Raw genomic sequence first — 24,046 nt, forward strand, 5'->3', positions numbered from 1 at the left:
GAGGTGCCTCCTATCTGGTCAGCTCATCCAGCACTTCAAGTGCCCCTTCGCGCAGCGAAAGTCCCGTGCCAATGCACTCCGGCAGCTTAAACCATCCGTCCTGCGGCAGCTGTACGCCTTCAAACACGACATCATAATTGGTTTTATCCGCGCCATGGTAATAAGCAAACTCTGCGTACGGAATGTTCACCTGCGAGAAAATCAAATGCAGCGCCCAAGGCTGCAATCCGCCTGCGTGCGGAATAACTTCGAGGTTGCATGCGGATGCCATCGTGCATATTTTGCGCGCTTCCGATACCCCGCCGACCCAGCAAATGTCCGGCTGCAGAATTTGCGCTCCGCGCGCCTGGATAAGCTGTTGGTAGCCGTAACGCGTATATTCGTGCTCGCCTGTCGCGATAGCGGAAGTGATGACCTTGCGGTTTAGCTCCGCGTAACCGTCAATATCGTCCGGCGGCAGCGTCTCTTCGATCCACTTGACGCGGTATGGCGCGACCAGCTCGGCCATCCGAATCGTATATTCCACGTTCCACGCCATATAACAGTCCAGCATAATTTCCATATCCGGGCCTAAAATATCCCTGGTTTCCGCCACCAATGCCACATTGCGTTTCATGCCATCCCAGCCCGAGGACGGACCGTACGGCATCGCAAGCTTCTGGCCCATGAAGCCGCGGTCTTTTATTTTAGTCGACTCGTTGCCGGTGACATAAGCTTGCACTTTGTCCTTCGTCGCGCCGCCCAAGCTGACATAGAGCGGCTCTTGCCTGGCTTTGGAAATGAGATCCCACAGCGCCAAATCGACCGCGGAAACGGCCATGATCGGAATGCCTTTGCGACCGTAAGGAAGCGTGATTTTGAACATCATGTCCCACAGCTTCTCGATTTGAAAAGGATCCTTCCCCAGCAAAATGCGGCTGATATGCTCGTTAATGATAGATGCCGTCGCCATGCCTCCCGTGCTCTCGCCAAACCCCTCGAGTCCATTGTCGGCAATGATCTGCACGATCACGCGGCCTCCCATGCCAAGCCAGCTGGACCTGCGATCGAAATATTCCGGATAATTGGACATGGGATTCGCAATTACCGTTTCCGATAACCAGGAGCCCTCCGTGTTAATGCTCCCCTGCTTCACTTGCTGGGCATGAGCTTTCTCGCCATTCAAAATAAAGACGCGCACATGCTCGATTTTCATACAAGCAGCCTCCTCTTGATCTGTTAGTTGGGTGATTCCTGCACCTGGCAGTTGCGTTCATATAAGCGCTTACAAAAGCATGGCATGCCAAAAAACATCAAGCAGCCGATGGATTTCGGCTTGAGTGATTCCTTTCGGGTACAACGGCGGTAGTGAGGTTTGTCGGAAAAGATGCGGGAGTCTGTTTTGCAGCTGGTTAGGCGATCATGGTGATCTTTGCCAGTGAGGTAACTTGAGGTTGAGGTGTAGGAGCAGCGCCGGTCTCCAAATGTGAGTTGGCAGTCCGACGCCGCTATCGAATTAAGTATACAATGTAAGTTATTTTGTTTCAATATTAGTTTTAATTTGTATATAGGTATACTTTTAACGAATTGCAGAGTAATGAGCGGTGCTGCTGCGAACCAGCAGTTTCGGCACGATTTCTTCTTTCACAAAAGACTCTTCAATCGCCTTTTCGCTCCATGGCTTCAGCAGCAGCTCAACGGCACGCTTGCCCATGCGCTCCGTATTCTGATTAACGGTCGTGAGCGCCGGCGAGGTGTATCGGCTTTGAATGACATCATCATATCCGACAATGCTGAGCTCATCCGGAATGCGCAGCCCAAGCTCTTTGCCGGCGCGAATGGCGCCGAAAGCCTTGTAATCGCTCGTGGCGAAAATCGCGGTCGGCTTATTCTCAAGCGCCAGCAGCTGCTTGGCACCTTCGTAGCCCATCTCTTCCAGCTCTTCGTTGGCCTCCATTACCGATACAAGCGACTCATCGAAGGCAATTCCGTGCTGGGAGAGGGCCAGCTTGTAGCCTTGCAGGCGCAGCGAGAATTCTTGGTTGATATCCATTAGCGAGTGTCCCGTTACAATGATGCCGATGCGCTTGTGGCCGAGTGAAATCAGATGCTCAGTGGCCAGGTAGCCGCCTGTCAGATTGTCGACGATGACATAAGGAATTTGCAGCTGCGGAAAATAAAAGTGAGCCAGCACCATGCGAAGGCCGGCTTCTTTCCACGCTTTCAGCTGGGAGATCATTATATTTTGCGCGCCCGGTGCGCCCGGCAGCACGATGGCTCCGACCAACGGATTCGATTCGATTCCATCGCTTTCGCTTACGTCGAGCAGCTGGAAACGAATGTCGTGCTCCTCGCACGCCGCATGAATGCCGCTAATAAAATTGGCATAAAACGGATGGTTGAACAGATGCGGCGAGGCGGAGGGATGGATTAACACGATCTGTTCGAGCGCGATTTTGCCGCCCTCCGAAGGATCGGTATTGTGCGGGTCTCGCAGCTGAATGAACGTCCCTTTGCCGCGAATACGGACGACGAGTCCTTCATTCACGAGCTCGCTGAGCGCGCGGCGCGACGTAATCTCGCTCGTCTCGTACAGCTTCGCCAGCTCGATCTGCGTCGGTATCGCATCTCCGTCCTTCAGCTGACCGCTGCCGATCTTCTCTTTAATATCTTCCACAATAAACTTGTAAAGCGGCATTGTCTCTCTCATCATCATACACCCCTTCTGCCGGTTCCTACCCGATGCGCGGACAGTACATTATACTTATAAATCTATAACTTGATTATATAGTATACTTTATCAAAAAACCAATCAAAAGTTGATGGACACGCCTTTTAATTAGGGGTGACGCAAGGTGGGCGAGCACGGCTTTGGCGGAGTTGGCGCGGCATGAGTGCGGTAAGAGCGGCTTGACGCGAAGGCGCAGCTTGAGCTGCATCCGCAGCAAGGGCGCCTTGGCGCAACCAGCGAGTGCAGCAAGAGCGGCTTGGCGCAGAGGCGCAGCTTAAGCTGCATCCGCGGCAAGAGCGGCTTGGTGCGGAGGGCGGCGTGGGCCACCTGACAGCAAGTGAGGTAACAGTTACCTCTCTTTCGCTCTTAGCTAACTTTTCCGGCCCGACTACGGTAACGGTTACCTCTCTTTCACTCGCTGCCGCCATTTCTAGCTAATCTAGGGTAACTGTTACCTTTCTTAATCCACATTGTGGCTAATGTAGAACCCCAGGCAAGCTACTTGTCTATTAAGCAAATGCGGCGGCAGTTTACTGCTCTGAGGTTCGCATAATGTAGATCTCTGGATGAGCTACTTTCACGATTTTATCCAAATTCCAAACTATGTAGATCTCTGGGTGAGCTACTTTCGCCGATCCCCCTACTTTTCGGCCAATGTAGATCCCCAGGCAAGCTACTTGGCTATCTAGCAGCAGCGGCGAATATTCACAACTCCGTGCTGCCTTCTACACAGCCCAAACTACAAAAAAAAGTGACCGAGCAGGATCCACTTCTCCTGCCCAGCCACCTTCATCAGCCTCGCCTAATTCGCTTTACCACGCATTTCTCCAATTGCCTGCCTAGCTACTCTCCGTCTACGAGCTCTAAGGTGTGTTCGTCAGCCATATATAATCGACGTTCATCGTGCCTGTGGTTGAGAAAGGATCGAAGCGCAAGGATTTGATCGTCCCGCTCCAGCCGGCAACGGTACCCATGTCGATTGTGTACTCGGTGTAGCTGCCCATATTCGCAGCAGTCGTGAACGTCTTGGACTTGGCTTCATTCCAGGTGGAATCGGCGTTCGTGATGAAGAAGAACTTCGCGCCGGTATCGCTCGTGTTGTTTTTCAATCGAATCTTGAGGTACCGGTAAGAAGACGCGATGCCGAGGTTATTCGGACCGACGGAATACGGATCTCCGCCGCTTGAAGTGATCGTCCAAATGCCGCCGGACACGCTGCTGCTGATTTGATTCGTATTGTTCCAGCCGTCCGTGCTGCCTGCCGTTGCAAAATCCCACTGCGCCGCGATACTCGAAGCCGTGTAAGCGACTGCCGGCGACCAGCTTACATTATCGTACTGGTTGCTGCCCGCAGCGCCGCTCGTAATTTCGAAGCGAATCTCATCTCCCGCAGCGACCGTTACGCCATCCAGGTTGCTTTCATAGCCGAAGCGATCATTGTAAGCGACGCTTTGATCGCCGCCTGCCGGCCAAATCCGTGTCCCGTTCTTAGTAATGCGGGCAACGACGCCATCCCCTCCGGCAATGACGGACTTCAGCACGCGGCCGCGAATACTCACCGTTCCGCTTGTTGGCGCCGTCCATGCGCGGGCAACGATTTTGCCTGCTCCGGTGTCAGGATGCATTTCAAATTGGGAAACCTGCGGCACGTTCGACACGGAGGATGCCTGCCAAATGTTACCCGCTGTATCATAGTAACCGAGGTTGCTCCACGAGGAGCCGTTATAGGCTTTATACGACCAGTTGCTGCTTCCTTGCGTGGAACTAAACTGCTTAGCCGCATGATAGATATTGCTGCTGTTCGTAATTTGAAGGTTGTTGGTCAGCGTAAATCCGCTGTAATTGGCGCCGTCCTGGTACAAGAAATTGTTGGGCTCCGAATACAGATTGTCGCGGATCGTTCCGCTAGGCGTATCCGAATTGCCCGCACGGCGGAAGGAGCCGCTGCCGTTGTTAATGAAAACATTGCCGCCGGCCACGCTGTTTGTCTCCAAACCGAGCCCCGGATGAATCGCCAAATACGAAATACCGGCGCCTGCGTTACCCGCAATATAGTTATTATTGATTTGCAGATTGTCCGTGCAGCACTCATAATCGAAGGCCACCATATCCGGCGAGGACGTGTTCGGCACGTTCGTGAACATACTGTTCAGAATGTACGAGTCGCTTACGAAAGCAATATAGATCGCAGCCGTTCCCGTATCCGAGTGGCAGCCTCCTTCGCCGTCGAGCTTCGAGTTAATCATGGTCAAGTACCGAACGGACGTTAGCCGCATCCCGTCGTCGCAACCGGTGCCGCCGCCCGCATTATCGCCGTGCATGTTGAGATTGTTCATAAATACATGCTCCGCTGCTTTATGGCCCGTTGCATTCATATAACCGGAATTGTACCAGTCGATCGAAATCGTATCGAGGTTTCGTGTGCCTTCAATCGTATCGAAAGTGACGTTATCTACAATGTAGGTGCTTGCGGGGTTGGAGGCGTTGAAGGTTTTGGAGGTGAATTCAATTCCTGCCGAGTTCCAGATGGCGTCCCCGGTAGAATCATTGCCGCTGCCTGATCCTTGATGAATGCCGTAGATATCATGGAAATATAAATTCGTGAAGGACAAATCATTATGCCCCGCTGTCGAGAAGGTAACCAAAATGCCCGTTCCGGCGCTGCCTACCTCCAAATTATTGATTTTCCAATAACTTGGATTGGTCAGCTTAATGCCGCGATCCGCTTGATTGCCATTGCGGATGATTTTTGCTTTAGCGGTGCCGCCGTACGAATCGATGGAAATATAGTTTGTCGAGTTTCCTTGCCCGGTCACCGTCATTTGCTGATTGCAAGTGACGCCGCTCTTGAGCAAAATCCGGTCGCCGGCACTCATCGTACCGATGCTGTTAATAGCGTTAAAGCTGTTGTATGGCGATACCTGTGTTCCCGTTCCATTCGTTCCGGCAGAACAATCCACGTAATAGTCCGCTGCATTCGCCTTCGCGTTCCATACAAAGAAGCAGCAGCCCACGACTAGCGCAAACAGCATTGCCTTCAGCATTTTCGATCCGAAAGTCATCCTTATCGATAGAGCCATCTTTTCTCCCTCTTCCCTTTTCGAATAGTCGCCTCACGCCCATGAAGTAAACGCTTCCAAAATAGAATCAGAATCACATCCGTGTATTAATAACCTCCTTTCATCCGTCGGTTATTTAAGTATACTAATTATTCCTTAATAACCGACTATCAATACCTTAACACGCCAATACCCAACAATAAATATACTTTGGTAATATTTTCTTATGCTCATCGCAAACAAAAAAAACCTCAACGCCTTAAGTCTCGGCATCGAGGTTTCCAAGCCATCTGTTGCTTACTAAACGAGGTGGGATTGATAAATGCACTTCATGAGCTCAAAGGTTGCTTTGGTATCAGCCCATGCGCGATGAGGTCGTTCGTTCTGAATGCCATATAATTCGCAGAGGGTGGATAAATCATAGCTCTCGATAGGAAGCTTAAGCTGCCTTGCCTGCTTTATCGTACAGAGCAGCTTGCCTGTCCAGACTCGAATGTTCGCTCTGTCGCACATCGCCTTTAGCACGCGGTAATCATATTGCACATTATGGCCGACGAGCACCGGAGTGCCCGCAAGGAATTTATTCAATTGTTTCACGGCTTGAAACGATGTCGGCCTATCGGCTACCTCTTCATCGGTAATGCCTGTGAGCTCCCTAATTTGCTTGGGAAGCTTCGACTTGGGGTTCACCAGTGTTTGATACCGATCGATGACTTGGCCATTTCTAAACTTCAGAGCGCTGATTTCAATAATCTTGGCATACTCCACGATAGGAGAAGTGGTCTCAAAGTCCAGCACTACACCTTCGCCTGGCATCGTAAGTTCACTGTAGTAGTCGTACTTTTTGGGCTTCTCTTTCACAACTACAGGAGGATTTAACTGCGCTGCGGTGATCACCTCAAGCGGGTAACCCTTGAGTACGCCCGGCTGTATCTGATCGACAATGCTAATGTCATTGAGCAAATCAAGCCGCTCTGTATAGGGATCGCAAGTTATTTGGGCATAGGAAGCAAATTCGTTCAGCAGTCCGGCGACCTGATCTTTATCCGCTAAGCCGTGCAAGGATAGAGCAGACTTGGAAACGGCAAGCTGAATGCCGCAGCTTCGGTAAGTGCGATGCAGCAAACCAACGACCTTACGCAGCCCGCTCCAAAATCCATAATCCGCCCTGCCTTGCCCCACGTTCAGCGCCATATAGCCTTCTTTTACATCCGGAATGCAGCAATAGAACATCAGTCTGGTTTCGGATTGATATTCATAGAGATTCGCAGCCAATATAATGGTCCTGTTCATCACAATCACCTACCGTTCTACAAAGTGGCTGTTGCTCTTCATTATAAGGCAAAAAAGAAGCAGCCTCCTCATTTTTTTGAGGAAGCTGCTTCTTTTCGCTAGCCTGACTCTATCATTTGAAAAGAATTGTTAGAATGCGGAAGTCCATCCGGCATCCGCAGTAACGACCGTTCCATTCAAGAAACTGGAGTCGTCGGAAGCCAGGAACAACGCTACCTTGGCAATTTCTTCAGCCGAACCTGCGCGCGGAATCAAACCTTGCACCACTTTCGAGCGGCTGAGGCCGAACTCGTTGACGTTCTTCATCGAAGATGCGATATTCGTAATAACCGCTCCCGGTGCGATCGCGTTGCAACGAATTCCTTGTTTGGCGTACATAAAGCCCGTATTCTTAGTCAAACCTACAACCGCATGTTTGGAAGCGGTATAGATCGCCCCTGCGTGTCCGCCATTATTCTTTGCCCATTCCCGATGCTGCCCCGGTGACAACGGCTACTTGATTGCGAAGTTTCATGGTCGATTTCTCCTTTGTTATCTATTAGATACAGCAACCGGTTTAGGTTCCAAGGTAATTCCTGTTGCTGCCTTCTCTTCGACAGCCTGCCCTGTACGTTTAATGAAGAAAGATAACAAGAGTCCGATAACGCCAATACCAATAATAACCAGATAGGCATCATTAATACCTTGAATCGTCGACTCCATGATCATATGCTCCTGTGTAGCATCTCCGCCGGCAGCCATCATATCCTGAAAATGCGTCTTCGTTCTGGTCGTCATTACGGTGACCAGCAAGGAGGTACCGATTGCACCGGCTACTTGCTTGATTGTATTGGAGATCGCAGTACCATGCGCATTAAGTCTGGCAGGCAGCTGATTCAAACCTGCTGTCGTAATTGGCATGAGGAACATCGCCATACCGAAACGTCTGCCCGTGGACATCAGAACCAGGTACGTATAGCTGGTGGAATCCGTGAGATTCACGAAGCCAATCGTAGTTGCGATCGTAATTGCCATCCCGATAATGGACAACCACTTCGCTCCAAATTTATCGAATAGTTTACCTGTGATCGGCATCATAATGCCCATCAGAAGCGCACCGGGTAACATCAGCAAACCGGACTCCAGCGCTGTGTAGCCGCGTGCATTCTGCAAATACAGAGGCAGCAGCATCATATCCGCATACATCACCATCGTGACCGCAATATTAATAATGGTCGTCAGGGAGAACATACTGTAATTGAATGTACGAAGCTCCAGAAGCGGCTCTTTGGAAACCAGCTGTTTCCACGCGAACAGGATCAAGGCGATTACGCCGACAATGATCGAGAGGATCACTTCCACGCTTGACCAGCCCTTACTTCCGGCACTGCTGAAACCGTAAAGAACGGCACCGAAGCCGATTGTAGAGAGAAGGACACTCCAAAGGTCAATTTTAGGAAATTGTCGTTCAGCTACATTTTTCAAGAATACAAACGCGACTCCGATAACGATAGCGGCAATTGGAATCATGCCATAAAACATCGTGCGCCAAGAGAAATGCTCCATCACATAACCCGCCAAAGCAGGCCCGATTGCAGGTGCGAAAATAATGGCGAAGCCGACCATGCCCATTGCTGCACCTCGCTTGTCAGGAGGGAATACGGTTAGAATTACCGTCATGAGCAGCGGCATGATGATACCGGCACCGGCAGCTTGGATGAGACGGCCGGTCAATAAAACATCAAAATTAGGTGCCACTGCCGAAACAATCGTACCCCCGAGAAAAATAATCATTGCGGTCTGGAACAGCTCGCGTGTCGTAAACCGCTGCATGAGATAAGCGGTAATCGGAATCAGAACACCGTTTACCAGCATATATCCCGTAGTCAGCCATTGCGCAGTGGATGCCGCAATGTCGAAGTCGATCATCAGCTCCGGCAGCGCAACGCTCATTATCGTCTGATTCAAGACTGCGATGAACGCCCCCAGAATCATAACAAACATCAGAGGACCTTTCTTAATACTGCTGACTTCAAGGCCGGAAGTACTCATATTGCTCAACCCCTTCAAATTCTTTTCTGAACTAATTTACACAGTGTTGTATAATGTACCTAATGTAAGATTATAGTCACCGTACTTCTCGATCACAAGCAACAGCTTTTCGAGAAATGTTAATTAGTTTACGTATCCGCGATTTATGTCGTCTAAACGAAACATCTTTTACGATGCGAGCATAATTGTCGTGAACAAAATGGTAGAACAAGGGGATGAACTTTTGACCGTTAAAACACCACGGACCGATCCGCGCGTCCTTCGAACGCGTCAATTAATCCGAGATGCATTCATCGATCTGCTTCAGGAATATGACCTTGAGAAAATAACCGTAAATCGTATTGCAGCACGCTCTACGATCAGTCGCGTCACCTTCTATCTTCATTACCGGGATATCCCGGATTTGATGGATAAGATGGCCGATGACATGATTAATGAAATCCATACGATCTTGAGGGAAGTGCCGGAGAAACCTCAAGTCGAGGTAGATTGGACCATTCTGCTCCGGATTCTGGAGCATATCGCGGAGAACTCGAAATTTTACACGGTGCTGCTTGCTTCCAAACGAGTATCTGTTTTTACCGATCGCCTGATGAAGCTGATGGTTGAAATCATCTCCAAGCGAGCGGAGAGCCGGATCGCTTCCTCGACCGCTCCTGCTGTGAACGTCCCTAATGACATCGCCATCTGGTATGGCTCGTCCGCATTCATCGGCACGATCGTCTGCTGGCTTCGTAATGACATGCCCTATACGCCGCTTTATCTCGCGAAGCAGCTTTCTCTGCTGTTCCGTTTGCACCAAAATCCTTCCCATACATAACGCCACGCAAAAGCGGCGGACAAGGTTGTAGTAAACCTTGTCCGCCGCTTCTGGTTTCTAGAATAATAGGATTGGCGTAACGCCAACGCCATCAGAGAAATCACCGGCAGGCAACGTGGCGAGGACCGTGTTCGTTGCCGTAGAAATCACTTTGATACTAGCACTAGCTAACGAAGCCCGCCGGAAGCTTGGGTTTGCCGCTTACCGGACAGCGAATACCAGAGCAGCATACATAAAGAGCCAATGCTAACGGCAATTAGAACGCCGTACACATATTCATAAGCGTGCATCAATGAATATTTCTTATGAAATTCAAGCAGCATGCCGCATACCGCAACAGATAACGATCCGCCAAAAAACTGGATGAGCTGCATAAGTCCCATACCTGATCCGATCAGCTCGGCCGGCAGTATACGCGACGTTTCATTGTTTAACGATGCCAAAGTAGCGGATGCCGCAGGTGAGAAGAACAGATAACCGATCAAGATAACCAACGGCGATGCACCAAGCTCTTCTTTAAACAGAATCATGACTGCCGCCAGCAGGCCATGCCCCAGGATCAGAAACCGCACATTGCCGTATTGATCAATCCAGCGTCCGAAGAAGCGCGTTAGAAAGGCTGATAACACCGCTCCCGGTGCAATTAAGAGGCCAATCACCAAGGGTGATTTGTGGAATAGATTGGCGAGGGCCAAGGGCATCAGGAACAGGTTCCCGAGATTCATGACTAAGATGCTGAAACCGACAACAAGCAGCTTCAAGTACTCAGGTTTCGATAAGAGCCGCGGATTAATGAACGTTTCTTTGCCGCGTTTGAGATGCCAGGCGTGTGCGACGATCGATAACAAGCCGGCAATCAGCCAGATAACCGAGCGCTGCGTAACGGCAATCAAGAGTGCCGCAGCATTCACGACCGTTAGAATGGCGCCGATCAAATCAAACCGAAACGGCTTCGGTTGTTCCTTTGGGAGCAGTCGCAGCAGAATCGGAAGCAGAATAAGCACGATGCAAGTGACGGCGAACAGTCCGTTCCAACCTATGTACTCGCTGATCAGCCCGCCGACGATCGGCCCGAGACCGAAGGCCATCGCCGAGCCCGCCGATATCATGGATATCGTTCTGCCGCGCCTTTCGTACGGAATATACCGGCTGGCAAGAACGAGTCCAAGTCCGGCCATCGCCCCGGCGCCGGCCGACTGCGCGATGCGAGCGAGCAGCAGCGTTTCGAAGTTCGTTGCGATGATGCCGATAATAGAGGAAAGCCCCAGAATCAAGAGTCCGATTGCCACCAATCTTCGAATCGGCAGCACGTCGGAGAGTCTGCTGTAAATCACCGTCGATAAGGCATATCCGATCGAGTAGCTTGAAACGATCCACGATCCAAGCACTGCCGAAACGCCTATATCTTGAATGATACTCGGGATGGATACGTTAAACATCGTCGTATTCATCACTACGATGAACAAGCCGAACGTCCAGACCGGCATTACGATTTTGTCATTCATGCTGATCCCTTCCTAATCGTTAGCGTTCCGTGCAAGCTTCTTATAATGCAGCAAGCAGCTCTTCCGTTGTTAGAATGGCATGTGCAAACGTAGGGCCGTTAATCTCATGCGCCGCATGCATCGCTTCTTTACTGAAAGCCGATGTAGCATCTTTCACAAGCGTTACATGGTAGCCAAGCTCCATGCCGAAGCGTCCGGTCGATTCAATGCACGTATTGGCTATCATACCGATTAAGATGACTTTTTGTAAACCATGCATCTTGAGTTGATGATCGAGATCGGTGTTCGCAAACCCACTGCTGCCCCAATGCTCCTTGATCATGACATCGCCTTGCTGAGGTTGAAAATCCGCATGAAATTCCCCGCCCCAAGAACCTTTCGCAAAGGACTGTCTTGCTTTAGCCCCCAGCTGATAAGGAGTCGGATGATTCCAAGTTTCGTAATCATCGGGTTCCGCTCTATGATGAGGCACGAAAAAAACTCGGATACCGGCCTTTCGAACCGCAGCAACAATTTCCCTGAGATGGTCGAGCAAGTTTACGGATTCGCTCACTTCTTTCGTTCGCGGGTAAATCTTCCCCTCCGGTGCCAAGAAATCGTTATAAGGATCCACCAGAAGAAGTCCTGTCGTTGTTTTGTCGTACATTGCGGTCATATCAAATACGCTCCCTTCCGTATGTTCAGTTTTCCCATAAACGACAAGATGAACCGGAATCGATAATCGTAACTTTGTTGTTACTTTTTCGTTACCTTTCTGTCATTCATTTCGATGCCGGGCTCGTTAATATGTAGTTGTAAGGCACGGCACGGCAAGCCAAGCTAAGTTGTTCTCAACCGTCCTAGTCTACAATAATAAGAAGAGGTGTATACATCATGTTGAAGAAGAATACAAAAACGAACTCATCGTTGAATATAGGAAGTAAATTAGCTCTAGCCGGATTGATCGCAGTAGGTTCCATGGCGGCAATCGCCCATTCGGATGTACACGCAGCGGCGGCTAAACCGGATACCAGCAGCATTAAAGCGCAGCAAGGCAGCACTTATATCAAGACGATCTACGCTCTTGCCAAAGAAGGGAAAATTCCCGGACTGAACGCAATCGCAGGCAAAACGCCAATCTCCGCCGTCCACTACAAATGGGGCGATCCGGAAGTCGGCGGCGACTTGAAAGGCAACCATTACGAAACGTACAATTTCGGCATGGGACAAGGCGCTTACGGTTTCGGAGTCAACAAATCCGGCGTCATCTACGATCTGCGTAATTTCGGTCAGTCTATCGATCAGACCGTTGGCATCAAGTCACTGACATTCGAGTCCGTTATCAAAACGCTTGGTATGCCTAAAGAAGTTCGCTTCACCGGCACCGACAAAATCTACGTCTACCACCCGTCAACGAAATACGAATTGAAATTCGTCGGTCCTAGCAAGGTGATTAAAGGCAAAGTCGCTCACATCGATCACGTTAACGTGTACGCGGGCAAAGCGAATCTATAATCCGCCTCAGCGTGCGTAGGAGGATAAAACCCGCTCGGGTTCGGCTTACTCTATGAAAAAACCGCCCCTCTTCGGCCTTCTTGGCCAAGTAGAGGCGGTTTTTTTCTTTCATCATCATTCTAACGAATCCTGGAGGTCTTATTTGGCCCGATACCCCCATCCTGAAATTCTAACGAATCCAGGAGGTCTTACAAAAATAGCCCAAATTGACGAAATAAGACCTGTACGATTCGTTAGAAATGAAATAGGGCGTAATTTACTAAAATAAGACCTCTACGATTCGTTAGCGCATCATAGTGAAGCCAAAGTGCATCAGATCGCCTGCACAAAAGAGCCGTAATTATTTACGGCTCTTTTTCGCTTTAAATATGGAGCACCTTCACGTCAGTCCAGTACAGCCGCGATATGAGCTTTCGTGACCGCCCAGTGGGAGGCAGTCCAATACTTAGCCTTGTCTTTGATGACAATCATTTGCGGGGATTCATGTTTCACATTCAAATCCTCTGCAATCCGATTGGAAACCGGGCGGGATTCAATCACTTTGACAAGCGTGTAATCCGCTCCTTGGTTCGGACTGCCCTTCAAGTAGTTCTCATATTCCTGAAGCGCGTTCGCGCTGACCGGGCATGTCGTGCTGTGTTTCAAAATCACTTGCTCCCGCTCGGATGACCTCGCAAGCATGTCGTTCCACTCTTCGAGCGTCGTAATTTCTCTCCAATCCATTCGAGTTCCTCTCCCTTTGCTTCAATTGTTGTTACGTTCCGAAAAACTCCGTCAACAGCTTCACGGTTTCTTGCGGGCTCTGCTCTGAGATCCAGTGTCCCGCTTTATTTATTTTGACCATTTTCATGTCAGTTGCATTTTGCTTCAGAAACTCTTCAAGCGTATGGGCGGTGGAATCCCAGCCGGCAATACCCAGTGCTGGTACGGACAGCTTCTTATAGGTTTTCAGATCATCGATATCTTGTCTGAATGTGTTGTACCACCCATTGCTTGCGCGAATCGCATCAGGACTTGAATATGCCGAATAGTAGATATCTTTGGTCTCCTGCGTCATTGGCGGTTTGCCGCCAAATGCCAAATAATTGAAGAGCCAATCTTGAAAAATACTCATTTGTTTGCCTTGCAGCAGCTTCTCCGGCAAGTCCGGCACGGAATTTAATGAAAACCACCACGGATAAATTGGACGTTCTTTATCGCTCATAACATATACGCCCGGCGGGGGTAAGAGCGGAAGGTTCAGAAATCCTTCGAAGGGATGAGGAACATCCATCATCACTAGTTTTGTCGTAGCCTCCGGGTATTGGGCTGCATACGCATAAGCGACCTGTGCCCCGATATCATGTCCTACCATGTGAACCTTGTCATAACCAAGCTCTTTGACGAGCGCATGAACATCGGACGACAAGGTCTTCTTATCGTAGCCGGTCGGCGGTTTGTCGGAGCTGCCCATTCCGCGATACTCAACGACATACACGTGATACTTCTTCGCCAGCTCCGGCATAATTTTGTGATACGCATACCAGTTTTGCGGCCAGCCCGGGAGAAGGAAGAGCGGTTTACCCTTGCCGCCTTCAACATAGTGAAGCGTGACGCCATTGACCTTTTTGTATCCGTTTTTGAATCCGGGAACCTTCTTGATAAGCTCCTGATCCGAGAACTTCTTGATGTTCAGCTCTGGGTCAGCCGGATGCTGCTTACCTGAAACCACAGCCATTTCACTTCCACTATCGTAACCTGTGAAAGCGGAAAGAAACACCATCATCATCAACGACAAAGCCAACAAGCCGACCACTTTTGCATGCCTTCTTACCATTCCTATTCCTCCGCATAAGCGCATCTGTTGATGGCTGTTTTATTGAAGACATTGCAGCCTTCCAGCTGCACGCCATTCACGCCATTATTATTAATCAGATACGTTGCGGTTATTACAAGGAGCCGGCTGGTCGCTGCTCCCTTATTGTGAAGTAAGCTTCGTGTAATAACGACTAAACGTTATGGAATAAATGAGTACATAGATGACGATTAGTGCAGCAGCCAGATTGAAGATGACCAAGGAGACGTTCAGATTGAAAAATTGAGTCAGGATGCCGACAGCGACGGGCGGAACGATAAATCCGAAGTACGCGCATAGATAAAAGGCTGAGATCACTCGCGGACGTTCTTCCGGCTTCGGCAATTGCCCGGCAAATCGTAAAGCAACCTGAAACGTCCATCCGGCACCGATCCCTTGGATGAAGATCCCGGCCCAAAGTAAAATCAAGCTCTCTGCCTGACCGGAGAACACGATCAACCACGATCCAATGGCAAGAGATAAAATTGCCAATCTCATTCGTGTAACCGGATTGCGCGGCCAAGGGAAGAACTGCATCAGCGCGCCTCCGCCCAGCAGCAATAGGATTAACAATCCGGAAATGGACAAATTGTTCGTGTGAAGGACATGTTTAACGAATGATGGGATTAGGGAGAACACGACGCCCCCTAATGTAAAGACGGTAAAGATCGGCAGTCCGATAAAAGACCAGAAATGAGCGCTAATATTGTCAGGTACGCCAAGCGATATTCTAGCCTTAGCTTGCTTCTTCGCCTCTAAGTCCTCGTGTTTCGGCATGAACTCCAGCACAATTAAGGAACTGATCAACATGACGAGCAGAATCCAAAACGGCATACGAAGCGGTTGAACATCCAGGTATTGGACGATTAAGCCCGAAATGGCCGGTCCAAGACCGAAACCAATATTCACCACGACCCCCGATAGCTTGAGTGCCGTACCCACTTTTTCTTTGGCGGTTTGTTTCAATAGAAACGCGCTGGCTGTACCCGTAAAAGCACCATACGCGATACCCTCCAAGATTCTTGCCGCATACAGCATCCAACTACTGGAGCTAATGATGAACAGCAGCGTTGATGCAATCGATATCCAAATACTGTAACGAAGGACTCGTTTCAATCCCCAAGCGCTCCCCCTCGCGCCTACAATCAGTAAAGTTGGCAGCAGAACTGCCGCATAGACGGCAAACAAAATCGTAATCTCCAGACTGCTGAGCTTATAGTGCTCCCCATACAACGGGAATAAAGAAGAAATATAAGTGGCTCCACAGGACATGATTAGAACAACCCAAAGCATTTTTTTCATAAGATCTCTCCACTCCTTTATTAAGAAACATGCGCGTTCCCCACATAACCTTTAGTTTGCTACCGGATGACCTGATTATTACAAGCAGTGATCGAATGATGGTTATAGTCTTATATGCCCCTATTTAACAGGTGCTCGCACATCGAAACGACGATAATGGCGAATCCTACACTACCGTCAGATATGCCCCTATCTATCCGTTATGCTTGAAGGCTGACACCAACAACGTCATCCATCATGTTTCTCATCGACGCTGCATGTTCGGCACCGAATTTCCCTTCAAACTCGGCCTGAGCACGTTCCCAGCCGATTCTTCCGATCTCCATTCGGTTTAAGCCTTCATCGGTTATGGACACGATTCTGGCGCGCCGGTCCCGTTCGCTTACCTCAATTCGAACCAAGCCGTCACGCTCGAGCGGCCGAAGATTATGTCCGATTGTGGCCCGATCCATTGTCATCAGCTCCGCGAGCTCATTCATCGTCTGTGCCCCGCGGTTCTTCAGGTAACCTAATATCGCGTATTGCGTAGCCCGCAGTCCCGAGCCGGTCTCTGACAAGCAGGTATCATAGAACCGGGTAATATGACGTGCGGCACGTCTCAACTTGGTACAGTTGCAGAGCTCCATGTTGGTCATCATGTTTAACGCACACCTCCAAACGTTGTTGCCTCATTCGCATAAACTTATATTAGTCTCATATTCCCCTAATTGCAAGTGGGATAACATGGCCGACTTCAATTTGTCACATTGTATAGAAATGGGCATCCCGTAACATAATGGTGTTAATCATACCACAGGTGTAGGCAAGGAGCATACGATGAAACGGCATAATGAACCTGTTGTGGATACCGATTCTGATGCGGGTACGGATAAGAATCAAAAACATGCAACCCCGAAGACAATCTCCGAGGTTTTTGAGCTGGCACTGAAATCCGGCGATTTCCATCAATTTTCTCCGGTTGAAGGCAACTTTCCCGTACGCATTCAAATCAGCTACTATGAAACGCTCGTGAATTGCACGAAAATAAACCGATACATTGTTTCGGAAATTCAACAAAAGATCGGACTCATTCATGAACTGGAAGATCTAAAAAACATCATACCCTTTGTGGATGTGAAAGTGTCCCATGATCCGGAGGATGTAGGGAATAAGCTGATCAAAGGTTATGTAGTCCTTCAGCTAAACGAAGCCGAGCATGAGTTCCTCCTCGTAAACGTCAATCAAGCGGATCTCGGCCATCGGATGACCAATGAAACCGAGAATGAATTCAGCGTCGTCGGACCCAAAGTCGGCTTTGTTGAAAATATCGAACTCAACATTCATCTTCTTCGGCAGCAAATTTCCGTACCGGAGTTGGTTTTTGAAGAAGTAACGGTCGGTTCCATGTCCAATACAACGGTAATGATCGTTTATATAGACGGCGTGACGAATGATCAGCACGTAGAGACCGCACGGCAGCGCCTTCGTGCAGCAGATGCGGATATCGTTTTCGACAGCTCGGTACTGGATCAAATCATCTCGGATCATACCAACACGCCGTTCCCCTTGTTTCTCTCCACGGAAAGAGTGGATCGCGTGGTCTATGCAATTATTAACGGACAAGTCGCCATTCTTTCGGACGGGTCGCCTTATGTGATTACGGGGCCATCCGGTTTTTTGGATTTCTTCGCGTCGCCTGAGGATTATTATGTGCCCTGGATCGTCGGATCGTTCTTTCGGATTATTCGCATCATGAGCGTTATTTTCTCTGTATTCGCCACTCCCTTATATGTTGCCGTATTAACCTATCATTTTGCGCTTCTGCCCGAAACGCTTCTTGAGCCGCTAATTATCTCACGCAGCCATGTTCCGTTTCCGCCCTTCGTCGAAGCCATCTTCCTGGAAATCACAATCGAGCTGCTGCGGGAGGCGGGAGCGAGGCTCCCTGCCAAAATCGGACAAACCTTAGGTATCGTCGGCGGTATTGTAATCGGACAGGCGACGGTTCACGCGGCGCTGACCAGCAATATTTTGTTGATTATCGTTGCTTTAACGGCGCTCGCCTCGTTTACGACTCCTATTTTCAGAATGGCGAATACGATCCGATTGTTACGCTTCCCCTTTATCCTGCTTGCGGCTTTATGGGGAGGATTAGGCATCGTTGCCGGATTTCTATTGCTTGCAGGACATTTATTGCGCCTGAAATCATTAGGGGTACCCTACCTGGCTCCGATCTTTCCATTTCGCACCGGAAACTTCTCGGACAGCTTCTTCCGCGCTCCTCTGCCTTATATGACAAAAAGAAGATATTATTTAAAGCCAAAGTCGCTTACCCGTTATCGTCCAAAGGAAGATAAGGAGGACATTAGCAATGAATAGAATGAAATGTCTGCTATGGCTTCTTATTATCGCTTTGTTCATTGTTCTTGCTGGCTGCAGCAATGCAGTCGTTGTCGACCATATTCGCAGCTTGGCCGTACTCGGTTTCGATAAACAAGGTTCCGGATACAAGGCCTCGGCATTGTACGCCGATTATGAAGACAAAGGAAGAATAAAGTTGCTTCAAGGAGAAGCCAAGCGAACAAGGGTTATGATCAAAGAAATGGCCTTCCAATCCGCACAGCCCATACAGATAGAGAAACTGAAAATGCTGGCCTTTAGCAAAGAAGTAGCCGCCGAAGGGGTCAAGACGTTTATTAAAACCTTTTGCAGAGACCCTATCATCAGCTTCTATGTGACCTTGGCCGTCGTTGACGACTCCGTAGCCTCCTTAGCAACTAGTTTATTGGGCAAAGACAGCAAAGAGTTTCCTTATCACTTAATCGATCAGAATATGAAGCAAGAAATGATCCCACACTCGACCGTATCGAGCGTCTTATTTGATTTTTACGGATTGGGGCGAGACTTTTCCGTGCCTTATCTCAAGTTAAACGACAAGAAGCAAATTGAAATCGCCGGATACGCGATCTTCAAAGGTGACCGGTTGAAGCTGATCTTGAACCAAGAAGAAATGGTGTATTATAAATTGCTTCAAGGCCATGCACTTCGCGGAGATATCCCGTTTGAGATCAGGAAAGACGCCAAGCACTCCCCTGCCGTATTTAATACAACTTCCGGGAAGATGAAGAGGAAGATATCCACCGGTCATTCAGAGACGAAAGTAGCTTATTCCTTTAAGCTGAAGGGGATGGTGAACGAATATCCGGATTGGTTTTCTTTGAACAAAGAGGAGAATACGAAATCTTTGGCTGATCAGTTGGAAAAGCAGGTGCAAAGCCATATTCTTGCGTTACTGCACAAATTCGTCAAGGAAGGCGTTGACCCGCTGGGAATCGGCGATTTGACGAGATCTCGCCAAAGAGGATGGACGGAGCAGAAATTCTATGCGACCGAATACGATAATGTCCAATTCGATGTTCACATTCATGTCCTGTTAACCAAGGCGGGAATCGCAGAATAAAGACGTGAGGGGGTACCTGTAACCGGATGGGAACACATGTGAAGGAAAGCTTAACCCTATCTCCATATTTCCTATGGATATTAATACACGGTACCCAAATGCGCAGCACCTTGTTAATATTTCAAAACAGCATCATTAAGGGGGCTGAAATGGACGCCTGGCTCTCCTTTATGCTCGTTGGCGTAAGCTTTCATCTCCTTATCGCGATGATGTTTTATTTGCTGAAGCATGCAGCAGAGGGCGATATCATTTCGCTGCACAACCAGTTATTCGGCAAGTGGCTCGGAAAACTGCTTACCTTCGCGTTCTATGGCTATATCCTTCTGTTTATCGTAAATGAGTTAAGAGCCTACATGGAAGTCATTCATGTTTGGGTTTTCCCCAATACACAACTGTGGAGCCTGTCGGTCTTGTTTTTGCTCATTTCCGCTTACATCGTTGCCGGGGGCTTAAGGGTCATAACCGGAATTACGCTTGTCTGTGTCCTCATCCCGACTATGCTGATTCCGTCCCTTTATTACCCGCTGAAGCACGCTCATTGGACGAACTTTCTCCCGATGTTCAATCATACGGGGTATCAGTACGCGGAGTCTGCCTATCATTCATTAAGCTCATTTCTAGGGGCCGAATTTCTGCTGCTCTTGTACCCGTTCATCAAAAATCAGGAAAAGTCCAAGAAATGGGCTCATCTTGCCGTAGCTCATTCTACGATCATTCCATTACTGATCGCCTTGGTCAGCTTCGCATTCTTAAATCTACAGGAGCTGAGCCATATCATATGGCCGACGCTTATGTTATCCAAAATCATCAGTTTCCCGGTTCTGGAACGATTTGATTATGTGTATATTTTCATTTGGTTTTTCGTCATTATTTCCCCTTGCTGCGTCGGCTTGTGGGGAGGGACTCGCATTCTCAAGAAAACAATCGGCTTGCGACCAAGGCCCGCCTTATGGATCACCATCAGTATCGTGTTTGTCATTATGCTCCCTATGAAAAGCCCCTTGGTGATCAATAAGCTGGACTCTGCTTTAACCCTGTCGGGGTGGATTCTCATGTACGGCTACCTACCGCTGCTATGTATATGGGTTGGCCTCAGGAATTGGCTTGCAAACACGAAAAGGACAGCCTCCACTTGAGGCCGTCCTTTTCTCTTATACGATTCGTTAGTTAATAAACGACACTAAAGGCATCCGCATGAACGCAGCAAAAAAAGATCGGATTCCGAGAAGATTCCGATCTTTCTTATGCGGAGAATGACTAAGCTTTCGAACGCACTAACAAGAAAAGAAAATACGGAGAACCAATTACGGCGACGACGATGCCCGTCGGAATTTCCGATGGCATGAACGCACATCTGGCGATCGTATCTGCCGTGATAATGAGCAGTGCGCCTACAAGCGCGGTAACCGGCAGCAGCGCCTGATGCCTCGAGCCGACCAGCCTGCGAGCAAGATGCGGAGCAATCAAACCAACGAAACCGATGCTTCCGCTTACCGCAACACAGGAGCCCGCGAGCCCGACGGCCGCTGCCAAATGAGAGAATCTGTTCACGGGACACGAACGCCCCCAGCCCCGTTGCCATCGACTCACCTAAGTTAAGGATGTTTAACGTTCTTGCTTTGTAGAATACGTACGGCAAGAGGATTGCGATGAACGGCAGCAAGGCGAGCACGAACTGCCAGTCTTTCCCCCAGATGCTTCCCGCCAGCCACGTTTGGATGAACATAAACTTTTCTTTCGAAATCGGCAGCGACAGCACAATCGTCACCGCGGATATGCCCGCGGTCACGCGGACTTCATTGGGATCTCTTACAAATGGGAAACCAGCGCATCAACAAACTTCTCTAAATATTGCTGATCCAGCTCGTCAAAACGCTCGAGGACCGGGCTATCGATATCAAGCACGCCTACCAATTCCCCGTTCTTGATCATTGGGATGACAATCTCCGATTGTGAAGCCGCGTCGCATGCGATATGCCCGGGAAACTCATGGACATTGGCCACGCGAACCGTCGCCTTGTCGCTGGCTGCCTTGCCGCACACCCCTCGTGATAGCGGAATTCGCACACAAGCAGGCAAGCCTTGGAATGGACCTAACACAAGCTCATCGCCCTTATATAGATAAAACCCTACCCAATTAATGGTATCCAGGAACTGATTGAGCAACGACGAAGCGTTGGATAAATTAGCAATGCTATCACTTTCTCCGTCCAGCAACGCGTGCAATTGGCGGATTAACAGTTCATAATTATCTGCTCGTGAGCCTTTGTATTCTTCCGTATGAAACATAACTATACTCCTTAATCGCTGCGGACTATTCATCATCAGAGCGGGCTATTTGCTATACCTGTTTTCAGTATACCATTGTCGTGTTTATTCATTAAGTCCTAATTATTGACAGGGTATTAGCCGCACTATAAGTACTATCTTCTTCGCATTGAGGAGACGTGCGAGAAAACTGAAAATATGGCTGCTATTAATCCAAACCCTGAGATAAATGTATAAATGAACAGAGGTGCAGGACTAGGGTCAGCGTAGAAGTTATCCAGATCTGCGATTGTATTGAAATAGTAAATCCCTCCCAGAATTGCTCCGCCGATCCAGACCAGAACCCCAATTATTGCAATCAGCAAATATTTGCTCGTCACTATTCTCATAGGTGATTCTCTCCTTACGCATCCATAATCAGGTGTGGAATTAGTACCGCTGCTTCATACAGCATAACGATTGTTATAAATTTCCACAACCTAAAAAAAGGCTATGCGCCCGAGATAGAATTACTCGGAGCCGCACAGCCTCTATTCTTCCGCTTATTGCTTCTTGCTATCGTACGCCTTCTGATAGATATCCAGATAGTGAGCCAGATTCAAGCCATCAAAGCCTTTGACGTAGCTGTCCCACTCGGAATCCGTCAGCTGCTTCGAGCCCGTTACAAACTGCGCCATGTTGGAGCGGATGTACTCGTTGATCTGCGTGCGCAGCATAATCGTTTCTTTCGCGTCGTTCTCATCCATGAAGATGGTGAGCGGGAACGTCTCTTCCGGCTGCTTGTTTTCGTAATTATTCGCCGTTTCGGTGAAGAGACGGAATTCATAGCCCTGTTGGGAGAACATATCGGCCGGCGCCGTCCAGGATTCGCGGATTTCACGCGTCCGTCTCGTGATGCCCATCTGATCCCAAGTATCGTTGGACGTCGTCGTGATGTCCCAATATTTCGGCTTCAAGCTGTACTTGGCCGGATTGCCGTGCACATCCTTCTCGCCATCCGGTGCTTTCTCCCAGAAGTTGCCTTCTAGACCGTATTCGTTCATAATGGCATGCTCTTCGGAATACATGTAATCCGCCATTTTGATCGCCGCGATGGCTTCTTCCTCCGATGCTTTATTCGTGATCGCGAACTGTCCATTGCCGTATGCCTTATAGTAGCCGGCATAAGCAACTCCCCCAGGACCTGTAAGCGGAGGTACCGTTACATACTCCTTATGACGGTTCTGCCCTTCAGCCAAGCTGAAGGCCATGCCGATGTGACCCGCGGTCACGCTGCCGATGACATTGTCGCCTTCTTGGTTGCCCACTTGCGCCATTTGGTCGACATTCTGCGTGAACGCTTCTTTATCGATCAACCCTTCGCTGAAGAGCTTGTTAATGTAGGTTAAGCCTTCGCGCCACTCCGGCTGATTGGCTGCCAGCTGCACTTTGCCGTCCTTCAAGTAGAAGAAATCCTCATCGTTATCATAGATAAAAGCATTCATTAAGAAGTTGGACGGAATACCGTGCCAGGTATTGAATGCACCGGACAGCGGGACTTCGTCCGCTTTGCCGTTGCCGTTCGGGTCCTGCGTTTTGAAAGCCTTGAGCACTTCAAAATATTCGTCCGTCGTCGTCGGCATTTTCAAACCCAGCTTATCCAGCCACGTCTTGTTAATCCAGAGCTTCTGCGAATACCAGCAATGGAAACAGTCGTTAATATGCGGCAGCGAATAGATGTTACCGTCCGGAGCCGTAATCGCGTCCTTCAGATCTTTGTCTTCCGTGAACGCGCGTTTGATTTCATCGCCATATTGGTCAATCAAGTCATTCAGCGGTCTAAGAATACCTTGCTTGCCGTAATCGATTTGCTCCGCTTGCGTGAAATCACCGGAGAGGAACACGGCCGGATAATCGCCGCTCGCCAGAATCAGCTTCTTCTTGTCCTTGGCGTTTGCGCTTGGCGTTGCATCGAACTTGAACTTGATATTGAGCTTCTTCTCCATATACGTTGTTACTGCATTCGTGTTAATGTCCTCGATCCTAGGAGAAACGCTGATAAACGTATTCAGCGTAACCGTCTTTCCGGTATCCACCTTGTTGCCCGATCCGTTATTCGCTCCCTCGCTGACACTGCCGTTATTACCGCTATTGCCGTTGCTGCTGCATGCCGTGATGATTGACGCGATCATGACTAGTAAAGCTAGCATTTTCGAGCTTCTCTTCATCTTCAAGACAGACGCCTCCTCGATAATTTCAATCTTATCATGCTTCTCTCTTCACGCACATGCATCCTTACCGCTAATTGCCGG

General features: G+C 49.1%; 20 protein-coding genes and 2 pseudogenes. 6 read left to right on the forward strand and 16 right to left on the reverse strand.

Going from position 1 to position 24,046, the window contains the following annotated elements; translation table 11 throughout:
* Nucleotides 1-10: 10 nt before the first annotated feature.
* Both I8J30_RS07210 and I8J30_RS07215 read right to left on the reverse strand, forming a co-directional pair.
* Complete coding sequence (locus I8J30_RS07210) at nt 11-1,195, reverse strand: enolase C-terminal domain-like protein (RefSeq protein ID WP_210656731.1); 1,185 nt, start codon at nt 1,193-1,195, stop codon at nt 11-13.
* Between the two features lie 363 nt (nt 1,196-1,558).
* Entirely contained in the window at nt 1,559-2,695 is a 1,137-nt protein-coding gene (locus I8J30_RS07215) for a GntR family transcriptional regulator (protein ID WP_210656733.1), read from the reverse strand.
* Between the two features lie 255 nt (nt 2,696-2,950).
* Here I8J30_RS07215 and I8J30_RS07220 point away from each other — a divergent pair, with 255 nt between their 5' ends.
* Entirely contained in the window at nt 2,951-3,148 is a 198-nt protein-coding gene (locus tag I8J30_RS07220) for a hypothetical protein (protein WP_210656736.1), read from the forward strand.
* 425 nt (nt 3,149-3,573) lie between these two features.
* Here I8J30_RS07220 and I8J30_RS07225 read toward each other — a convergent pair whose 3' ends face one another.
* From I8J30_RS07225 to I8J30_RS07240, 4 genes and pseudogenes are all read right to left on the reverse strand, one after another.
* Nucleotides 3,574-5,790: a hypothetical protein gene (locus tag I8J30_RS07225; protein WP_210656738.1), complete on the reverse strand. Its 2,217-nt coding sequence runs from the start codon at nt 5,788-5,790 to the stop codon at nt 3,574-3,576.
* A gap of 279 nt (nt 5,791-6,069) precedes the next feature.
* Nucleotides 6,070-7,062 (reverse strand): 3'-5' exonuclease, encoded by a 993-nt coding sequence (locus I8J30_RS07230; protein WP_210656740.1) that lies wholly within the window; start codon nt 7,060-7,062, stop codon nt 6,070-6,072.
* A 129-nt stretch (nt 7,063-7,191) separates the two neighbouring features.
* Nucleotides 7,192-7,515 (reverse strand): annotated as a pseudogene (locus I8J30_RS07235) (SDR family oxidoreductase); the annotation flags it as partial.
* 78 nt (nt 7,516-7,593) lie between these two features.
* On the reverse strand, nt 7,594-9,093 hold the full coding sequence (locus I8J30_RS07240; protein ID WP_210656744.1) for a DHA2 family efflux MFS transporter permease subunit: 1,500 nt from the start codon (nt 9,091-9,093) through the stop codon (nt 7,594-7,596).
* A 223-nt stretch (nt 9,094-9,316) separates the two neighbouring features.
* Between I8J30_RS07240 and I8J30_RS07245 the strand changes: the two genes are divergently transcribed.
* Nucleotides 9,317-9,913 (forward strand): TetR/AcrR family transcriptional regulator, encoded by a 597-nt coding sequence (locus I8J30_RS07245; RefSeq protein ID WP_240547896.1) that lies wholly within the window; start codon nt 9,317-9,319, stop codon nt 9,911-9,913.
* 167 nt (nt 9,914-10,080) lie between these two features.
* Here the strand turns inward: I8J30_RS07245 and I8J30_RS07250 are convergent, their stop codons facing one another.
* Nucleotides 10,081-11,418, reverse strand: a complete 1,338-nt coding sequence (locus I8J30_RS07250) for an MFS transporter (RefSeq protein WP_210656746.1) — start codon at nt 11,416-11,418, stop codon at nt 10,081-10,083.
* A 40-nt stretch (nt 11,419-11,458) separates the two neighbouring features.
* On the reverse strand, nt 11,459-12,073 hold the full coding sequence (locus I8J30_RS07255; RefSeq protein WP_210656748.1) for a cysteine hydrolase family protein: 615 nt from the start codon (nt 12,071-12,073) through the stop codon (nt 11,459-11,461).
* Between the two features lie 218 nt (nt 12,074-12,291).
* Between I8J30_RS07255 and I8J30_RS07260 the strand changes: the two genes are divergently transcribed.
* Nucleotides 12,292-12,912 (forward strand): YjgB family protein, encoded by a 621-nt coding sequence (locus tag I8J30_RS07260; RefSeq protein WP_210656750.1) that lies wholly within the window; start codon nt 12,292-12,294, stop codon nt 12,910-12,912.
* A gap of 384 nt (nt 12,913-13,296) precedes the next feature.
* Here the strand turns inward: I8J30_RS07260 and ytxJ are convergent, their stop codons facing one another.
* From ytxJ to I8J30_RS07280, 4 genes are all read right to left on the reverse strand, one after another.
* Nucleotides 13,297-13,635 carry a bacillithiol system redox-active protein YtxJ gene (gene ytxJ / locus I8J30_RS07265; RefSeq protein ID WP_210656752.1) on the reverse strand — a complete coding sequence of 113 codons (339 nt, stop codon included), beginning with the start codon at nt 13,633-13,635 and terminating at the stop codon, nt 13,297-13,299.
* A gap of 31 nt (nt 13,636-13,666) precedes the next feature.
* A complete protein-coding gene (locus tag I8J30_RS07270) occupies nt 13,667-14,728 on the reverse strand; it encodes an alpha/beta fold hydrolase (protein WP_210656754.1) in 1,062 nt (353 codons plus the stop codon).
* 141 nt (nt 14,729-14,869) lie between these two features.
* The gene (locus tag I8J30_RS07275) at nt 14,870-16,048 is read right to left on the reverse strand and encodes an MFS transporter (RefSeq protein ID WP_210656756.1); all 1,179 of its coding nucleotides are present in this window, start codon (nt 16,046-16,048) and stop codon (nt 14,870-14,872) included.
* 200 nt (nt 16,049-16,248) lie between these two features.
* Nucleotides 16,249-16,686, reverse strand: a complete 438-nt coding sequence (locus I8J30_RS07280) for a MarR family winged helix-turn-helix transcriptional regulator (RefSeq protein ID WP_210656758.1) — start codon at nt 16,684-16,686, stop codon at nt 16,249-16,251.
* Nucleotides 16,687-16,864: 178 nt separating this feature from the next.
* On the opposite strand from I8J30_RS07280, the gene I8J30_RS07285 reads away from it, so the two are divergent.
* Genes I8J30_RS07285 through I8J30_RS07295 form a run of 3 tightly spaced genes read left to right on the forward strand, consistent with a single transcriptional unit; the run spans nt 16,865 to nt 20,623 of the window.
* The gene (locus tag I8J30_RS07285; RefSeq protein WP_210656760.1) at nt 16,865-18,406 is read left to right on the forward strand and encodes a spore germination protein; all 1,542 of its coding nucleotides are present in this window, start codon (nt 16,865-16,867) and stop codon (nt 18,404-18,406) included.
* A complete protein-coding gene (locus I8J30_RS07290; RefSeq protein ID WP_210656763.1) occupies nt 18,399-19,487 on the forward strand; it encodes a Ger(x)C family spore germination protein in 1,089 nt (362 codons plus the stop codon). The genes I8J30_RS07285 and I8J30_RS07290 overlap by 8 nt, the downstream gene beginning before the upstream one ends.
* 26 nt (nt 19,488-19,513) lie before the next feature.
* On the forward strand, nt 19,514-20,623 hold the full coding sequence (locus tag I8J30_RS07295; RefSeq protein ID WP_210656765.1) for a GerAB/ArcD/ProY family transporter: 1,110 nt from the start codon (nt 19,514-19,516) through the stop codon (nt 20,621-20,623).
* 121 nt (nt 20,624-20,744) lie between these two features.
* On the opposite strand, the pseudogene I8J30_RS07300 reads toward I8J30_RS07295, so the two are convergent.
* The 4 genes and pseudogenes from I8J30_RS07300 to I8J30_RS07315 form a co-directional block, all read right to left on the reverse strand.
* Nucleotides 20,745-21,282 (reverse strand): annotated as a pseudogene (locus tag I8J30_RS07300) (FecCD family ABC transporter permease); the annotation flags it as partial.
* 14 nt (nt 21,283-21,296) lie between these two features.
* Nucleotides 21,297-21,776 (reverse strand): GAF domain-containing protein, encoded by a 480-nt coding sequence (locus I8J30_RS07305; protein WP_210656767.1) that lies wholly within the window; start codon nt 21,774-21,776, stop codon nt 21,297-21,299.
* Nucleotides 21,777-21,910: 134 nt separating this feature from the next.
* A complete protein-coding gene (locus tag I8J30_RS07310) occupies nt 21,911-22,144 on the reverse strand; it encodes a hypothetical protein (protein WP_210656768.1) in 234 nt (77 codons plus the stop codon).
* A 153-nt stretch (nt 22,145-22,297) separates the two neighbouring features.
* Nucleotides 22,298-23,962 (reverse strand): extracellular solute-binding protein, encoded by a 1,665-nt coding sequence (locus tag I8J30_RS07315; protein ID WP_240547965.1) that lies wholly within the window; start codon nt 23,960-23,962, stop codon nt 22,298-22,300.
* Nucleotides 23,963-24,046 lie beyond the last annotated feature (84 nt).

It is taken from the genome of Paenibacillus lignilyticus (genome assembly GCF_017942085.1).
GTDB classification, from domain to species: domain Bacteria; phylum Bacillota; class Bacilli; order Paenibacillales; family Paenibacillaceae; genus Paenibacillus_Z; species Paenibacillus_Z lignilyticus.

Coding starts and splice junctions, on each gene's coding strand:
- I8J30_RS07210 (WP_210656731.1), bottom strand. CDS start 1,195: ATGAAAATCGAGCATGTGCGCGTCTTTATTTTGAATGGCGAGAAAGCT.
- I8J30_RS07215 (WP_210656733.1), bottom strand. CDS start 2,695: ATGATGATGAGAGAGACAATGCCGCTTTACAAGTTTATTGTGGAAGAT.
- I8J30_RS07225 (WP_210656738.1), bottom strand. CDS start 5,790: ATGGCTCTATCGATAAGGATGACTTTCGGATCGAAAATGCTGAAGGCA.
- I8J30_RS07230 (WP_210656740.1), bottom strand. CDS start 7,062: ATGAACAGGACCATTATATTGGCTGCGAATCTCTATGAATATCAATCC.
- I8J30_RS07240 (WP_210656744.1), bottom strand. CDS start 9,093: ATGAGTACTTCCGGCCTTGAAGTCAGCAGTATTAAGAAAGGTCCTCTG.
- I8J30_RS07250 (WP_210656746.1), bottom strand. CDS start 11,418: ATGAATGACAAAATCGTAATGCCGGTCTGGACGTTCGGCTTGTTCATC.
- I8J30_RS07255 (WP_210656748.1), bottom strand. CDS start 12,073: ATGACCGCAATGTACGACAAAACAACGACAGGACTTCTTCTGGTGGAT.
- I8J30_RS07260 (WP_210656750.1), top strand. CDS start 12,292: ATGTTGAAGAAGAATACAAAAACGAACTCATCGTTGAATATAGGAAGT.
- ytxJ (WP_210656752.1), bottom strand. CDS start 13,635: ATGGATTGGAGAGAAATTACGACGCTCGAAGAGTGGAACGACATGCTT.
- I8J30_RS07270 (WP_210656754.1), bottom strand. CDS start 14,728: ATGGTAAGAAGGCATGCAAAAGTGGTCGGCTTGTTGGCTTTGTCGTTG.
- I8J30_RS07275 (WP_210656756.1), bottom strand. CDS start 16,048: ATGAAAAAAATGCTTTGGGTTGTTCTAATCATGTCCTGTGGAGCCACT.
- I8J30_RS07280 (WP_210656758.1), bottom strand. CDS start 16,686: ATGATGACCAACATGGAGCTCTGCAACTGTACCAAGTTGAGACGTGCC.
- I8J30_RS07285 (WP_210656760.1), top strand. CDS start 16,865: ATGAAACGGCATAATGAACCTGTTGTGGATACCGATTCTGATGCGGGT.
- I8J30_RS07290 (WP_210656763.1), top strand. CDS start 18,399: ATGAATAGAATGAAATGTCTGCTATGGCTTCTTATTATCGCTTTGTTC.
- I8J30_RS07295 (WP_210656765.1), top strand. CDS start 19,514: ATGGGAACACATGTGAAGGAAAGCTTAACCCTATCTCCATATTTCCTA.
- I8J30_RS07305 (WP_210656767.1), bottom strand. CDS start 21,776: ATGTTTCATACGGAAGAATACAAAGGCTCACGAGCAGATAATTATGAA.
- I8J30_RS07310 (WP_210656768.1), bottom strand. CDS start 22,144: ATGAGAATAGTGACGAGCAAATATTTGCTGATTGCAATAATTGGGGTT.
- I8J30_RS07315 (WP_240547965.1), bottom strand. CDS start 23,962: ATGAAGAGAAGCTCGAAAATGCTAGCTTTACTAGTCATGATCGCGTCA.